The sequence below is a fragment of the Polycladomyces zharkentensis genome, from assembly GCF_016938855.1.
GTDB lineage: Bacteria > Bacillota > Bacilli > Thermoactinomycetales > JIR-001 > Polycladomyces > Polycladomyces zharkentensis.
On sequence record NZ_JAFHAP010000011.1, the window covers coordinates 62,733 to 78,898 of the forward strand.

13 protein-coding genes, 1 pseudogene and 1 riboswitch are annotated in these 16,166 nt (G+C 46.0%); of the genes and pseudogenes, 11 read left to right on the plus strand and 3 right to left on the minus strand.

Going from position 1 to position 16,166, the window contains the following annotated elements; genetic code table 11:
* From ehuD to thpD, 6 genes and pseudogenes are all read left to right on the plus strand, one after another.
* The gene (gene ehuD / locus JQC72_RS12480) at positions 1-672 is read left to right on the plus strand and encodes an ectoine/hydroxyectoine ABC transporter permease subunit EhuD (protein ID WP_205496139.1); all 672 of its coding nucleotides are present in this window, start codon (positions 1-3) and stop codon (positions 670-672) included.
* A gap of 15 nt (positions 673-687) precedes the next feature.
* On the plus strand, positions 688-1,509 hold the full coding sequence (gene ehuA, locus JQC72_RS12485; RefSeq protein WP_302104846.1) for an ectoine/hydroxyectoine ABC transporter ATP-binding protein EhuA: 822 nt from the start codon (positions 688-690) through the stop codon (positions 1,507-1,509).
* 179 nt (positions 1,510-1,688) lie between these two features.
* A riboswitch (cyclic di-AMP (ydaO/yuaA leader) is annotated at positions 1,689-1,831 on the plus strand.
* 230 nt (positions 1,832-2,061) lie between these two features.
* The gene (ectA, locus tag JQC72_RS12490; protein WP_205496140.1) at positions 2,062-2,577 is read left to right on the plus strand and encodes a diaminobutyrate acetyltransferase; all 516 of its coding nucleotides are present in this window, start codon (positions 2,062-2,064) and stop codon (positions 2,575-2,577) included.
* Between the two features lie 13 nt (positions 2,578-2,590).
* A complete protein-coding gene (gene ectB / locus JQC72_RS12495) occupies positions 2,591-3,874 on the plus strand; it encodes a diaminobutyrate--2-oxoglutarate transaminase (RefSeq protein ID WP_335342458.1) in 1,284 nt (427 codons plus the stop codon).
* A gap of 18 nt (positions 3,875-3,892) precedes the next feature.
* Positions 3,893-4,279, plus strand: a pseudogene (locus tag JQC72_RS12500) (ectoine synthase); the annotation flags it as partial.
* Between the two features lie 83 nt (positions 4,280-4,362).
* A complete protein-coding gene (gene thpD, locus JQC72_RS12505; RefSeq protein ID WP_302104830.1) occupies positions 4,363-5,253 on the plus strand; it encodes an ectoine hydroxylase in 891 nt (296 codons plus the stop codon).
* A 160-nt stretch (positions 5,254-5,413) separates the two neighbouring features.
* Here the strand turns inward: thpD and JQC72_RS12510 are convergent, their stop codons facing one another.
* Entirely contained in the window at positions 5,414-7,021 is a 1,608-nt protein-coding gene (locus JQC72_RS12510) for a M14 family metallopeptidase (RefSeq protein WP_205496144.1), read from the minus strand.
* Between the two features lie 520 nt (positions 7,022-7,541).
* On the opposite strand from JQC72_RS12510, the gene JQC72_RS12515 reads away from it, so the two are divergent.
* The 5 genes from JQC72_RS12515 to JQC72_RS12535 all read left to right on the plus strand — a co-directional run bounded on the left by JQC72_RS12515 (position 7,542) and on the right by JQC72_RS12535 (position 12,371).
* A complete protein-coding gene (locus JQC72_RS12515; RefSeq protein WP_205496146.1) occupies positions 7,542-7,700 on the plus strand; it encodes a hypothetical protein in 159 nt (52 codons plus the stop codon).
* 730 nt (positions 7,701-8,430) lie between these two features.
* Positions 8,431-8,970: an SMI1/KNR4 family protein gene (locus JQC72_RS12520; RefSeq protein WP_205496148.1), complete on the plus strand. Its 540-nt coding sequence runs from the start codon at positions 8,431-8,433 to the stop codon at positions 8,968-8,970.
* 1,687 nt (positions 8,971-10,657) lie between these two features.
* Positions 10,658-11,464, plus strand: a complete 807-nt coding sequence (locus JQC72_RS12525) for a DUF1963 domain-containing protein (RefSeq protein WP_205496149.1) — start codon at positions 10,658-10,660, stop codon at positions 11,462-11,464.
* Between the two features lie 126 nt (positions 11,465-11,590).
* Positions 11,591-12,022 (plus strand): SMI1/KNR4 family protein, encoded by a 432-nt coding sequence (locus tag JQC72_RS12530; protein WP_205496151.1) that lies wholly within the window; start codon positions 11,591-11,593, stop codon positions 12,020-12,022.
* A gap of 154 nt (positions 12,023-12,176) precedes the next feature.
* Complete coding sequence (locus JQC72_RS12535) at positions 12,177-12,371, plus strand: hypothetical protein (protein WP_205496153.1); 195 nt, start codon at positions 12,177-12,179, stop codon at positions 12,369-12,371.
* A gap of 731 nt (positions 12,372-13,102) precedes the next feature.
* On the opposite strand, the gene JQC72_RS12540 is transcribed toward JQC72_RS12535, so the two are convergent.
* The gene (locus tag JQC72_RS12540) at positions 13,103-13,558 is read right to left on the minus strand and encodes a hypothetical protein (protein ID WP_205496155.1); all 456 of its coding nucleotides are present in this window, start codon (positions 13,556-13,558) and stop codon (positions 13,103-13,105) included.
* A 1,129-nt stretch (positions 13,559-14,687) separates the two neighbouring features.
* Positions 14,688-16,013: a helix-turn-helix domain-containing protein gene (locus JQC72_RS12545; protein WP_205496157.1), complete on the minus strand. Its 1,326-nt coding sequence runs from the start codon at positions 16,011-16,013 to the stop codon at positions 14,688-14,690.
* Positions 16,014-16,166: the final 153 nt, after the last annotated feature.

Here is a 16,166-nt window from a genome sequence, read left to right on the forward strand (position 1 = left end):
GTGGGATGGTCTTGGACGTTTACTTTGCAAATTTTACCGCAACTGCTCGATGCCGTGAAGATTACGATTGGTGCGACGATCGTCTCCTATTTGATTGCACTTGTCGGCGGTCTGTTGATCGCCTTTGCACGACGGTCTGAGGTCAAGCTTTTGTCATGGGTGACCGGCGGTTTTATCGAATTTGTGCGCAGCACACCGCCATTGGTTCAGTTGTTCTTCATTTTTTATGTGGCACCTCATTTTGGATTGAGGTTGTCTCCTTTCACGGCTGGTGTACTGGGATTGGGCATTCACTATAGCACCTATCTGTCGGAGGTATACAGGGCAGGTATTGACGCGGTCCCGCGCGGGCAATGGGAAGCTGCCGTCGCCCTCAACTTTTCAAAAACGCAAACGTGGATGCGGATTATTCTCCCGCAGGCCGTCCGGCCGATTGTTCCCGTATTGGGCAACTATTTGATCGTGATGTTTAAAGAAACGCCGCTTTTATCGGCAATCACGCTGATCGAGTTGCTGGGTCAAGCGCAAATTATCGGCTCCAATTCATTCCGCTATTTGGAACCCATTACGCTTGTCGGGGTGTTTTTCCTCATATTGAGTTACCTTTCCTCACTCCTGGTACGCCGCTTGGAATCTTGGCTCCAACTCAATCAAAAAGGATTGATAAACTGAAGGGGTTTTGAGGTGATGCATGTGAAATCGGATCGCATAAACCCAATTGTTCGTTACCGCAAGGTCAGCAAGTTCTATGGCAAAACTCAAGTGTTGCACGAAATCGATTTTGATTTGGCTCCTGCAGAAAAAGTAGCGGTAATCGGGCCGAGCGGGTCCGGCAAGACGACGTTTGCCCGTGTTTTGATGACGTTGGAAAGGCCGACGTCGGGTACGATTGAAGTTGACGGTGAGTTGCTCTGGCACAAAAAAAAGGGCGGGAAGCTTGTTCCGGCTGATGAAAAACATTTGCATCAAGTGCGCGGCAAAATCGGAATGGTGTTTCAGCAGTTTAATCTGTTTCCGCACATGAACATTTTGCGAAATGTGACGGAGGCACCGATCAAGGTATTGGGATTGTCCAAGGAAGAAGCGATCGAGCAGGCCAAAACCATGTTGGATAAAGTAGGGTTGCTGGATAAGATCGACGCATATCCGTCACAATTATCCGGCGGTCAGCAGCAGCGGGTGGCGATTGCGCGTGCGTTGGTCATGCAACCCAAGATCATGTTGTTTGATGAGGTGACGTCTGCGTTGGACCCTGAGCTTGTCGGGGAGGTTCTCGGGGTTATCAAGGAGATTGCAGCGGAGGGCAAGATGGCGATGTTGATCATTACACATGAAATGGGTTTTGCCCGGGAAGTGGCGGATCGGGTTGTTTTCTTTGATGAAGGACGAATTATGGAAGAAGGACCGCCGGAAAAGATTTTTGGTGACAGTCCGAAGAGTCCACGTTTACGTAAGTTTTTGGGCAGTTTTTGTCAGCAGACGATAGAGTCGATGTCCAATTGGAGATGAATGGCAGTGGAACGAAGCGAGAAAGGGAGAATAGATCAATTCATCCGATCTGAACATAGGAGAAAGAGTATACGAGGGGATCAACGGAATTTATAGAGGATGAATCATTATGGTAAATATGGTATTATAAGACAAAGTAAAAATATTAACAATTGATTGTAGGAAACAGTTTATATTGACAATTAAAGACGCCTTATTTCATTTCGATGGAAACGGGGGAACCAAGCGATTGGGGTGAATTCCGGATTGACACCGGAATAGATGTGAAGCATTTCTCATCCATCTTGCCCGCCAGCCTTGTCGGCTGAAGCAGTGAGATCCAAGGGATTTGCCAATTTTGCGCCGGACTGACTTTTCCTGTGCACGAGAAGGCGGATCTGAGTCTTTGACCGCGTACGGATTGCACAAGCACGGACCGGTACAGACTTTTTCCTTGGAATGATGGTTCCTGGGAGAAAGTTTGCACCGGTCTTGTACTTTTTTAATCGGCGATGACGCGCTGTGCGGGACATTTTGGCATGGCGTTGAGCCGTCGGTACCGGGGAGGAGGTGATGAATCTGGAAACCGGGTTGATGAACAAAGTGGCGCTTCGCCAACCACAGGTAGCGGATGGAATCGGGATCTGGAGCCTGGTTCGGGACACCGGAGTGTTGGACGTCAATTCCCCTTACAGTTACCTGATGCTGTGCAAGTTCTTTTCGGATACTTGTGTGGTTGCCGAACAGGAGGGACAAATCGTCGGTTTTTTGTCCGCTTTTCGACCACCGGCAGACCAGCAAACCCTGTTTGTGTGGCAGGTGGCCGTGGCCGAGTCTCAACGGGGCAACGGGTTGGGAAAGGCGCTTCTGAAAGCGTTGATCCGTCGGGACGCTTGCAAAAATGTCCGTTATCTTGAAGCAACCGTTTCTCCGTCGAATCTTGCATCCCAGGCTTTATTCCGGGGATTGGCACGGGATTTTGCAACGTGCTGTGAAGTTTCGGAGTGTTTTCCCGCCCATCTGTTCCCGGGGGGAACTCATGAATCGGAAATGACGTTTCGGATCGGACCGTTTCGGTATCAAACTTAACTGGGGGGATTTGGTGAAAGTTGCGGAGGAATTACATTCACCGTTGAAGGTTTTTGAAGCTTTGGAATCGGAGGTCCGCAGTTACTGCCGGAGTTTTCCGACTGTCTTTGCAAAAGCGAGCGGCTATCAGCTGTGGGATCGGGACGGCCGGGAATATGTCGACTTTTTTGCCGGTGCCGGCGCGTTAAACTACGGCCACAACAATCAACGAATCAAGGCCAAGCTGATCGACTATTTGATGGAAGATGGCATTACGCACAGCCTTGATATGGCGACAGAAGCAAAAGAAAAGCTGCTGGAACGGTTCCATGAGGTCATTTTAAAGCCGCGAAATCTTCACTATAAAGTGATGTTTCCGGGACCGACAGGCACCAATTCGGTGGAAAGTGCGCTGAAGCTGGCCCGCAAAGTAACCGGGCGGGACACAATCATGAGTTTCACCAACGCGTTTCACGGCATGACAATCGGTTCGCTGTCGATTACCGGGAACGAATCCAAGCGAAAAGGCGCGGGCATTCCATTGACGAATTCGATCTCCATGCCGTTTGACGGCTATTTTGGCAGTGAGGCCGACACGGTCAGCTATATTGAGCGTTTTCTCGAAGATAATGGCAGCGGCATTTCTCTCCCTGCAGCCATTATCCTTGAGACCGTTCAGGGTGAAGGCGGCATCAATGTGGCCAGTTTTGAGTGGCTCCGCAACATGGAAGAACTGTGCCGGCGCTGGAACATTCTGTTGATTGTCGATGATGTGCAGGTGGGATGTGGACGGACGGGGCCATTTTTCAGCTTTGAACCGGCCGGGATCTATCCCGACATCGTCTGTCTGTCCAAATCAATCGGGGGATATGGCATCCCGTTGGCGATGACCTTGATCAAACCTGAGTATGATCTGTGGGAACCGGGCGAGCATAACGGTACTTTTCGCGGCCATAACCTGGGGTTTGTCGCTGCGACCGAAGCACTCAGTTACTGGGAAGACGACCAGTTCAGCCGAGAAATCCTGGAGAAGGGAGAGAAAGTCAGACTCTTCCTGGAAATGCTTGCACAACAGTATCCCGAGATGGCAGGGGAAGTGCGGGGAAGAGGGCTTATCCAGGGAATTGAAATCGGAGTGGACGGGTTGGCCGAAAAGATTTGCGCGGCCGCGTTTGAACGGGGTTTGATTATGGAAACATCCGGTCCCAACAGTGAAGTCGTCAAAATCATGCCTCCTTTGACCATTGATGAACAGGGGCTTGAAAAGGGACTGACCGTTCTGGAGGAAAGCTTTGAGCGGTGCAAACAGATGATGTGAAAAAGGAGACAGGTAATCATGATCGTCAAACATCTGAATGACATCATCGGAACGAAAGATGACGTGGACACTGAGACGTGGAACAGCCGCCGTCTGCTTTTGAAAAAGGACGGGATGGGCTTTTCGTTGCACGACACGATTATCAAGGCGGGAACAGAAACCACGATTTGGTACAAGCACCATGTGGAAGCGGTGTACTGCATCGAGGGAGAAGGAGAAATTGAGGTCGTGAAAGACGGCACCGTTTACCCGATTCAGCCCGGAACTTTGTATGCGCTGGACGGTCATGAAAAGCACTATTTGCGTGCAAAGTCCGATATGCGGATGGTTTGTGTGTTTCATCCGCCGTTGACAGGGCGAGAGGTACATGATGAAGAAGGGGTGTATCCCATCATTGAAGAGGAGTCACGGGAGAATCGCCCGAATCCACACCCTGACGAAAGGGCACAAAGGGTGGAACCACAAACCGTTCGGGGGGAATTGGGGAAATGAGCAACTTACAGGGCGGGGTGATGGATCTCTATCCTTCGCGAGTGGATGACAAACCGGTGATTTTGGAACGGAAAGATCCAGTCATTTATACCAAAGATCCCGCAGCAGGTCCGCTTGATGCCGAACAGCTGGAATTTTATCAGAAAAACGGATACCTGTTCTTCGAACGTTTCTTTTCTGAGGAAGAAGTGCGGGAATTGCGCAATGAGCTGAGACGGCTCTGGGATGCGAACCGGGATTCGGATGCGGAGGAAGTGATTCGTGAGCCGGAAAGCCGGGAAATTCGATCGATCTTTGCTGTTCACCGCAACAGCGATACTTTTAAACGGTTATCGCAAAATCAGCGGCTGACAGACATCGTCAAACAAATTCTCGGCAGTGATGTCTACATCCATCAGTCCCGAATCAATTACAAAAAGGGTTTTGCGGGAAAAGAGTTTTACTGGCACTCTGACTTCGAGACCTGGCATGTGGAGGATGGCATGCCGCGTATGCGGGCGTTGAGCTGTTCCATCTCGTTGGAAGACAATTATCACTTTAACGGGCCGTTGATGGTGATTCCGGGCTCCCATCAATATTTTCTCTCTTGTGTGGGCCGTACGCCGGAAAATCATTATCGGCAGTCGCTTCGGAGACAGGAGTACGGCGTTCCGGACCAGGACAGTTTGACCTGGTTGGTGAATCAGCACGGGATTGACGCATTGACAGGCCCGGCCGGTTCGGTCGTGCTGTTCGACTGTAACATCATGCACGGGTCCAACGGCAATATCACCCCTTTGCCGCGGAGCAATGTGTTCTTTGTTTACAACAGTGTGGAAAACCGGTTGGTGGAACCGTTCTCCGGGCAATCACCCCGGCCGGAGTTTATAGCAAGCAGAGAGCGGTAACCGGGAAATGCCTGTGTTAAACGCTTGATTGAGTGACTCCCCTATTACCCCAATTGCTACCTTGGCAGACATCGAGGTCTTGTTTTTGAAGAGGTGTGCCCGCAGTATATTTAAAAGCCGCCGTTCGAACGGCGGCTTTTTTAGGTGATGGATCACATCATTACCAATTCTTCTTCTCCATGTACCGGTAAATCGGGAGCTTTTTCCCCGCTTCTGAACGGATGAACCCAAAGGTGACGTAGCTGTCAGTGGACTCCGGTTCCATTGCCAGGGCAGCCAGGTTGGCCGCTGGCTGGTCCATCGGGATTACCCAGCTCCCTGCGGGGAAGTGGACTGTTTCTATGGTTGTGTCTGTTGTCACATGATACTGCGGGTGACCTTCGTATGATTTGTTGGAAGTCTCCTTCGACCGAACCGTGTAGCTTTCCACGGACAAGACGATCTCTTTCTTCAGCCGTATCATTTTGACTCCGGCATTCCGCAGTCGTTCCACGGCTTCTTCCTGATCCGGGAACAAAAGATAGGCGGTGGGGCGCTCCCGGGTGAGGCCGGGCTTTCCTTTGGTGTGGCTGAACCAGCGAACAGCGATCTCCTTCACCTTGCCCTCGGCGATGTCCACCACCGGCAGGGTGCTGTTGGGGATTTCTGTCGCCTGGCTTACCACCACGATCTCATCGTCATCCCCGACGGTGCGTCCCTTGTCGACGATCTCTTTCCGGGCTTTATCCACGAGACGTTTAATTTCGTCAGCCCGTTGAGCGGTGGTTTCCAGCAGGCTTTCATGGGTGGTCACTTGGGCGGCCACCCGTCGGGGGAAGTTTTCCCGTCCGATTCCAATGCCCCGGGTTTCCACCAAGAAGGAGAGGGAGGGTTTCAGGGCGAAACTGTTGCGGCCGATGCGGGGTTCCGGTCCACCCTCGGTCAGCTCCAATTTTCCGTTCTTTTTTGCTGCCGTGTAGTAATCGCCACTGGAGAATCCCTTTTCCGCCAAGGCTTTCTTGGCCTTCTCGGACATATTATCGGCGAAGGTTCGGATCGGTTTCGGGATATTCAGGTTCTTGCCCGAGAGGATGAGAAGGTCGTGATACTTGAGGGAGCCTTCTTTGCCAATGTCCTTCAGCAGATCGGGTTCGGGGTTGTATTCGTGGGCGTCGATCGCCACTTCAGGTTGCACCCGGTTGAAAAGGGAGTGAATCGCCCGCACTTCCAGCGTGTCGAACTTCAGGTGATCCCGGTTGCCATCAAGGTCGTTCGTCATCTGTCGTTTAAAGGCGTAGGAACCGTCGGGATTGACCCTGGGTACGATGACCACATTGATCTTATCCAGCAGCTTCTTGCCGTAGGGACCAGCCAGCTTCTCGGCCATCACCAACACCGCTTCCCCGGCGGCCGGTTCATTGCCGTGGATCTGTCCCTGCAGCCAGACAGTGGGCTTCTTTTTGACGCCTCCCTTCCGGAAAAAGAGGGCAGGTATCTCCCTTCCCTCCTGGGAGTGTCCGATCACCTCCATTTTCACCCATGGGCTTTTCGATTCCAAACCACGGAGGAAAGCCATCATCTCTTCTTGACTGGTAAACCGTTCCTTCCCTGAGGTGAAAGCGGGGGTGTCAAACCGTTCTTCCGGATCGGGATACAGTTTCAGGACCTTGTCGGGTTGGGAATAACTCTTCCCGTAATATGGCGTCGACGTCTCCGCCTGAGCCACGGCCAGGGACGATAAGGCCAGTACAGCCGCAACGGCCAGGGACAACCACTTCTGAAGCGTCATCAACAAACCCCTCCCAGCTTCTTGCTACTAAAAAAGTCTATTTTTACAATAATTCATTTTTTTGTATGCATTATCCTGTCGTTATACTAAAGATTTTCACGGATGCAAAACCTTTATGTGTGGGAATCAGCCAGATTTTCCCCGGCAGTTTCGACCGGCGGACGTCATATAAAACCGAGAAGAGTCTTTGATCGTATATAAAAAATGAGGAGCACACAGATGTACTCCTCTCCGGGCAATCTGCCCGGTGATAATATGCACCCACCTGTACATGAAACATCCGATGTAAAAACATCTATTCCAGCAGGAAGGTATTTCGTCGATTGGTTTTTGGAATGGTTTATCCCCAGTATTAATTTAATTGTCCCATGTTTCGATGAAGTGTATTGGGGATAAAGAATATGAATGACTCAATTACCAGATGTGCAACCGGCAAAATCCTGCGTAATAGCAAGAAGACGTGATCAGGAAGGATTTACCGTTATCACGTGGAAGTTATTGTTTTAGAGGAGGAGTCCAGGTGCGGGTCGCGTTCCTTTCCTTCGTCATTTGGCGAGGAAAGGAGGTGATGCGTATGACGGAAACGATCGCTTTGCTATCACTATTGTTTCAGGTGATCGGTACGATCAACTTAGTGGTGCAAGTTATCGTTCACGTCGTCACATCACGAAAAAAGTGACCCGTGGGCTGCCGAACCTAGGGGTCACTTTTTCGTGAAACTCAGTGTGTAGAACGCGGCCCATATCGAGGGCTCCTTCTCGCTTACTCATATTATACACACTTTTTACCAAAAAAATCAAACTGAATTTGGATTGCAACGTTGAAGCTCTCAATTCGATTGTGACTTCCCCCCACGGCTTCAGCCGTGGATGCCCGAGCACTCATTTGTCGTCGATCAGGAATGGCGCAAAAACCCCTGGGGATCGACGACAATGTTTCTTTTGTTTGTGCATGAATTTATGATTATTGAGCATTATCACGATCAATAAAGTTGGGGATTTTGCTATAATGAAGAGGCAATGATCGTGTATCGGAGGAGTTTATGAACTACCTATGAGGAATTGAAACATGTACAAAGCGCGTCCTGTTCAAGTTTATGAACCATCTATCAAGGAATTGAAACAGGTATTCGCCGTATGGCATGTTGGTTTCATAGGTGGTTTACGAACTACCTACGAGGAATTGAAACTCATCACCCACACCTCATTTGACGTCGAACCGGAACGGTGTTGGGGAGAGGGGAAATCCTCTTTTTTTGTGTCTTGTTTTGACTCAACTTCAGTATAAAGTTAAGTCTTGCAGGTATTCATCCATTCGTGAGGGTGAAATTAGAGAACTGCTAACAAGAGGTAGGGTGAGCGGATATACAGGACATCATATCATCAGTTTTGAGTAAGTGGAGCAATGTAATGACCAAGAGTGGTTTTACAGTCGGTCCAACAGATGAACATGTAATCAATGAGATAAAAAGATCACTGCATCTTAGTGAGAAACTCTTAAGTTGGTATAGAAAATGTGCACCGAGAATAGAGGAGTTGGATTTTGGAGGTAATCCCATTCATTTGTATGAACCGGAAGAGCTGGTTGATTTACAAATAAATTTTAGCCACGATTTGTATTGTATGAAGAAGAATCCTGACTGGAAAGAGGATTGGATTGTAATCGCTGATAAAGGTTTGGACCCTTTCATTTTTGATCAGAAAACAGAGAAGATTTATCATGCATTGCATGGGCAGGGACATATCCGTTTAAGAGAAATTGCACCTTGTTTGGAGGATTTTATTGAGACTTTGAGTATACTTACCGAGATTTGTTATCTCAAGTATCATGGTCAGTTTCTGAATGATGGCTGGGAATTCGACAAAAAGATCTTGCAGGAAATTGAGGGAAAGTTGAGTACTTTCCTGCCCAAGGAATGTGTGAAAAATTGGGTAATGATTTTGGAGTGAAGTATGAACTGAATAGGGGACCCAATCGCAATCCTAATATTAACTGAGAGATGGCGTTTCCAATGTCAGTAACACCACACCTTTCCGGGGCAACTTTTTTCCAAAAAACATTGTAATCGGCATTCCAATAAGCGCAGGATCAAAAAACGCAGAGAAGATACGCTTTGTTGCGAAATTCGGGAAGCGTCGGCCAAAAGTAGATGAAATGGTTTCGATTGTTTATCCAAACTCGTTGCAAATTTGGCCTGCTTCTATCCAGCTCCTCAATAATGGATTCGTTTACGGCGGTTAGCCGCTTTTCCCGGATGGAGCGCTCGGTTGAGCAATGGATCATCTTCATTGGTAAGAATCTACCGCTCCTATTTTTCTCCGTTTATGGTACGTCGGATTAAAGTAAAAGGGTAGGCATCCTATTGATGTCCTACCCTTAGGTGTTTTGATATCAGTGGGAATAGAGTTAATTCAATTGGCTATCTGGCTTTCAAATAGTGATGGGCACATGGATGATGCGATTCTGAACACTGTTGGTGGTTGATTGGTTATGGGGCTTTTTGGCAGTTCAAACACTTCACACAGGGTCATAAAACCAAATCGAAACAAGATCAACCACATATCTTTTCTTGATGACAGGCCGCCTTTAGGCGGCTTTCTTTTATGAAACGACATTCTAATAGAGTTGGAAGATTTCGATACTTCATATCATAGGTAGTTCATAAAGTTGTAGACGACGCGTTTCGGTGTCACGTCGGAATCTTTGGGTTTCAATACCTCTAGGTATCTTAGAAACTCGTAGGGTGGTCAAACATCGCTGGAACAGTTGGTTAGTTTCAATACTTCATAGGGATCTCAGAAACGTTTTGGCCGCGTATACATTTGGTTCATCATGTGGTGTTTCAATACCTTATAGGGTAGCTCAGAAACGATATGCCGATGAGTAGGACGTGCGAAAATCATATGGGCTTCAATTCCTCATAGGTAGTTTATAAACCCCTCAGATGCACGTTAATTGCCTCTTCATTATAGCAGAATTTCCATCTTTATTGATCGATAACACCCGATAACCATAAATTCATGCACAAACAAAAGAATGATTGTCGTCGATCCCCAGGGGTTTTTGCACCACTCCTGATCGACGACAAAAGAAACTCTACACACAAGAGGAACGGTTGTTATGTTTATCAGGAGTACTGTTATGAAAGGCGGGATTGCTTTCAGAGATCAATAGCATTTTGAAGGATGAAGCTGCTCTGCGTTAGGCTTGGTATATTCTTTTTGATTCGTTGGATATCATGAAATGCACATAAACATCCGATGCAAATCTACATGTTTACTTCTACTCAAGCCGGATAATGGCATCAATCGGTTTTTTTCCAGCTATTGATTTATTTGTCCCATGTTTCGATGAAGTGTGTTGAGGATAAGGAATATGAATTACTTCAATTACCAGATGTGCAACCGGCAAAATCCTGTGTAAGACAAGAAGACATGATAAAGCCATTTGTGTATATTTATCAGACGATCCGCGAAATCCACTTCCAATGGGAGCATTAGCAACGCCCCCGTGCTGATCATCACAATGAGTTGTCCGATGGAACCTGTTCAGATACGACTTGTCTTCACCGGAAAACAAATGAAGCCGATCGTTTATATCTTTTGATATAATAACATGTCGGGAGGAGGATAGAACGTGGGAAAAATAATGAATTATCTAACTGAGATAATGAATATGAAACAAAAAGCATTGGATGTCATTGATCGAAGCGGGCTTCCCGCAGATGTTTGCTCTGTTTTGAAAAAAGATCTTAGGTATTCCATTCAAATCAAAACCGAACGTGTGAAAAACGGTGAAAGTCTTCCGATTGGCCAAACGAAATTTGGAGGGGTTCCGCATTTACCTGATCATATCGAGTGGCCGATGTATCATGATCAATACATTCCGTTCTTCTGTCAGCTTAATTTAGCAGAAATTGCGCCTTGGGATTTTGAAAATCGGTTGCCCAAAAAGGGCTTGTTATATTTCTTTGATACCCAAGAACCCGGTGAAGGGTATAACGTCATTTACTATGATGGGGATATCCAAAACCTGAAACCCCGTTATCTGAAAGATGAATCTATGATATTTGAATGGGGCGAACCTTACCATGAGTGTAAAGTTTCTTTCGCTCCGGCATGGATGTTAGCAACATATCCTTCCGCCGAATTTGATCTCGCATTGGAAAGACATGGTATTGATGACTCGCTTGATGTATATTGGAAAGCAACGGATGAACTGGATCATTTAACCCCGGATTTTGAACATCGAATTTTTGGCTATCCGTACATGGGTTATTCCGGTACTGATGACAGAGAAACACTGCTGCTGGAAGTAAGTTCGAATGATGAGATGGATTTGACCATTTGGGATGCTGGATTGGCTCAATATTTTATGCCTGTTACGGACCAAAAACCTTTCTGTGAGTTTGATAAGGTAGAACGAGGTATTTACTCCTCATAAGAGGTTAAATAAGGGACCAGGGTACATGCCCATCAGGCTTAGAAAAAAGTGATCCCAAAACGAAAAGGGGCAATGTTACAGATCCGTAATCACTTTGATTGGTTGATTAGAGGAAGGAGCCCGCCGTTGAAAATCGGAGTACTCAAAAATATGCTGGAAAAACGTGGGGTTTTGCAAAAACTTTCTCCCTTAACCGGTCAAGAGATTGAGGGGATTCGTAGAAATTTTCCTGGTATTCCGGAGGACTATCTGTCTTTTTTGGCAGAGTGTGGATATGGAGAGTTGGGAGTGTTTCTCTATAGTGGCCCGATAAAAGCAAACGAGATGTATGATTATGAAGAGTTGAAAGAAGAAGATCCCATCGAGTATGAAAAGTGGGAGCAAACATGGTTGATTGGAGACTATGGAATGGGGGATGCTTTCGGATACTGCATTCAAAATGGAAAGTATCATCTCGTAGATGTAGATCATGTCTCCTTGGAGATACAGGAACGATCGACCGATTTCTGTACGTTTCTGACTTCTTTCGTATCCTCAGACAATGCAGACGCAAAATGATCGGGAATGAAACAAAATAACGCTGATCGAAGTAAGAAGACTTTCCCACAAGATGGAGTTAGCTACCAGATAAAAATGATGATTACGTCGGAACACACGAACAGGCCGACAAAGTATGTATCCTCCGTCGCTTCATTCTTGGGAAATTCTCTTGATGAAGAAACGGAAAACCGGATTCTTCGGTTCGACAGACACGATTGATTTGATGATATATTTTTCTGGTGATCATAGAGAACGGGTTAAGATTACGCTGGCATCTCATTTGGATATGGATGAGCTCACATTGTACGAGCGCGAGATAAGAGTGGATAAATATATATCAGAAAATATGAAGAGGGCGCGTATGTGATGGAGGAAGTACTCCTTCAGCCACCCATTTTCAATGGTGGATCAGGTGATGCGGTTTTTCCGCAAGATTGTCTGTCGTCGATCAGGAATGGTGCAAAAACCCCTGGGGATCGACAACAATCATTCTTCTGTTTGGGCATGAATTTATGGTTATTGGGCATTATCGATCGATAAAGATGGGAATTCTGCTATAATTAAAAGGCAATGATCGTGTATCGGAGGGGTTTTTGAACTACCTATAAGGAATTGAAACTCCAAGAACCGAACGTCGTCGGCCACAACCTCCGTGACGTTTATGAACTACCTATAAGGAATTGTAGAACCGGAAAAATGTTGAGGGAGAGGGGTACCCTCTCTTTTTTGTGTGGATGTTTTGACTCGAGTCAGTATAACTCTGGATCAGGTTGATAGGCGGGGAGAAAAAATAGATGCCTAAAAAGGTAAATTTCTGGAGCTGAGAGGGTGATAGAAACAGAAAAAGCCCAGCAATACACTGGGCAAGTAAAATTCACACGTGGTGTTTATTTCCTTTTGCTATCTTAAACATTGTAACATGCAGTGTCTGTATCCTACTGAAGCGGTGTCTCCGGGGAGGTTTACCGTTTTTCCAGCGTCATATGTTTGGATAGGAGCTTTGTCTCAAATAAGAGAAAATTGCCATCCGCTTGGTCTGACTTGTCACCGCTCACCGTTCACCGAGAAAACATTCCAGCCTCACGGTTTTACTTGCCCCTAGGAACGGGCTTCTCTTGCAATCTCTTCCCAGGTGATACCTTTTTTTCGCTGAAGATTGCTGATCACTTCCTCATCAAAGTTCAGGAGACAAACAGTGAAATCCTCTATCCGGAGAAGTGGTTTCTCGTTTTTCAAAAGCTCAAAGCTCCATAGTAACGGTCGATACCCTTCGGATGGATCATCCAAATACTTGTAGAACAAATTTCTGTTTTTTTGGTTGATGGGTCCGTCCACCTGAATACTGTTCTCCATCCCTTCCCACGGTCGAATGGTGACTTCAGACAGGCTTGCAAACTCATTTTTTCCCGTCATCAGGGGATTGTTCGGATCATATTCATTTTGAGCGCCCGGAAAAAAAACACGGAACCTCGTACACTCCTCCAAGTAGAAGTCAAAGATTTGAATCCAGTTTTCATAACTTGGGATATGGGAAATGACCAAACGATCGCTCATTCAGTTTCACCCGGCTTTTCAATGGAGTTAGTTAACAGTCGGGAGATCTTGAATCTTGTTCAAGTCTAATTGAAAATGCTTTTTCAGATATTTTTCAAATTTATCTTTCTTTTTACAATCTTTATGATTGGCGTGGCTCTCGTCGAAAGGTATGACTGGAACAGAATCGCCTGGCACGATGAGATCAGCAACGATGATCGCAATAACCCCCCCTACGTTCACGAGGAGTTTTCAACTCTCAAGTTCAACTATACTTGCGACCGTCCGTTAGGAGTAGAAGGAGCGAAAACCGATTTTGGTGGGGATGGAGTTAATTCAAGTGGCAGTTAGCTATCAATGGAACATTAAGGAGTATCGACGTGGATGATGTGACCCTGAATACTGTAGGTACATTGATTGGTTATGGATCTTTTCGGCTGTTCAAACACTTTACACAGGATCAAAATACGAAACTGAAACAAGATCAACCACATAGGACAGGCCGCCTTAGGCGGCTTTCTTTTATACCTCGTACCTTATAGGTAGCTTAGAAACGTGGGAACAACAGGGAGAAAGTAGCGTACATTAACAAATTTTAATGCCTAATATAGGTAGCTCAGAAACTCGACAATTTCCGAAAACAGTGGAGGAAGAAGAGTCTGTTTCAATACCTTATAGGTAGCTCAGAAACCCCTCCGATGCACTATAATTGCCTCTTCATTATAACAGATTCCCCATCTTTATTGATCAACGATGCTCGAAAAACATAAAATCATGCACAAATAAAAGAATCGTTGTTGTCGATCCCCGAGGGTTTTTGCACCACTCCTGATCGACGACAAAAGAGACTCCCAAAACAAAAGGAACGGTTGCTATGTTCATCAGGGATTCCGTTATTATAATTTTATGAAATGAGGGAGATGAAATTGCTGTAAGCAATCGATGGCACCCGGAAGGGATGAAATGCTCCGTGTTAAAAAATTGTATATAAAAAATAACGGGACGCTCAAGCTCCCGTTAATTCAAAAAATCTTATCCGCTTCTTGGGTCTCCCATGGTTGGAGAAACATCAGCAATAGTTGATGGGTTTTTGGGGATGGAAGAGAATGTTAGCCCTAAACTTAGTAGTAGGGCTATGGTGAGGATTATTTTACAAAATCTCATGGTAACCTTCCTCCTCACTACGCTCTTCTAGAGTGGCTGCTACTTCATACATATTTTGCAAGTAGTTGACGAATTCCTCTTTGTTTTGGTCTTTTTTCAAACTCGTGAGGCGGAAGAGAGCTTTGTACTCAAGAACTTTATTACGATGGTTTCTGGTCAGCTTCAAAGCCTGACTATAAAATTTATTTGCTCCTTCCATTCTTTCCTGTTTTTTTAGATAATCTCCCATTACTAATAATGCGAAAAATCGAGGGATAACAGTAGCCTTTTCACTTAAATTTACCGCCTTATTGAGTATTTCTTCAGCTTTTTGTGACGCTTGTTTGTTGATATAGACCAAGCCCAGCATTGTATATGCAGGGACCAGCACGTTGATGGAGGAATAGTTTTCTAAGTTTAATGCGGTTAGGAGACAAGTCTCGGCTTTGTCCCAGTCTTTTTGATACAAATAGATGCTGCCCAATATTGCCCAAAAATTAAATAGGACATCTACTTTTCCATTGAGTCTGGCCTTCTCAATTCCCTCTTTTGCAAATTTGATTGCTTGATCATACACTTTCATCCGCTTTAATAAATTTGACTGAAGTTCATAAAGATGAAGAGCGGGGGAGGTGTCCATTCGATCAATATGCTCCCACATATTTTGCACAATTTGCATTGCTTCCCCCAGACGTCCCATCTTCTCGAGGTAGGTGGCTTGGTTTAAGGCGATGGTAAATTTGAGCTGAGGACGCTCACCCTTTTCTTCATAGGCATCTGCGGCTGACTCAGTGTAATGGAGGGCTTGGTTTAGATCACCTTGATGATAGTAACAAATTCCCAGTTCGTTAAAACTGAGTGCTTCAAAGTTTTTCTTTTTGTTTAGTCCTCTGCTGGAAAGTCGGATGGCGTTAAACAGAGAACGTTCCGCTTTTGAAAACTGGGATTGTTGAATCAGACATCTTCCCCTTATGTAGTGTACATAGGGAGCGTACGGGTGGTCATCCTCTACTTCAATCGTATTCAGCACTTGCATAATCTTGTGTGTGTCGACATATCCGATTTGGGACTCCAGTGAAAGTAATCGGAGATATAAATGCTCTGCTTTCTCATCTTCCCCCGCCAACAACTCCGGAATTTGGTCCAATGACAGCCCCAGCTTCTTCAACAGATACATCACTTTCTCTGCATTCACATGCGGGACCCCACGCTCGATGTTACTGACGGTTGCCGGAGAGATGTTTTCGTCAGCGAGATCTTCCAAACGCAACCCCTTTCCTTTTCTTACTTTTCGGATAATAGAACCGATTTGAATGAGATCAAGTTCTGGCATCATTTTCTCCTCCTGTCATTTTCCTCTATATCCTGACGTGTTTATCATACTATGAATGGACATTGATTGGAATATGTAATTTAGACTAATTTATTTAATTTCAGTGTGATCGGATGTAAAATCATAAAAAATGAGCCGAATTACGATTGGTCC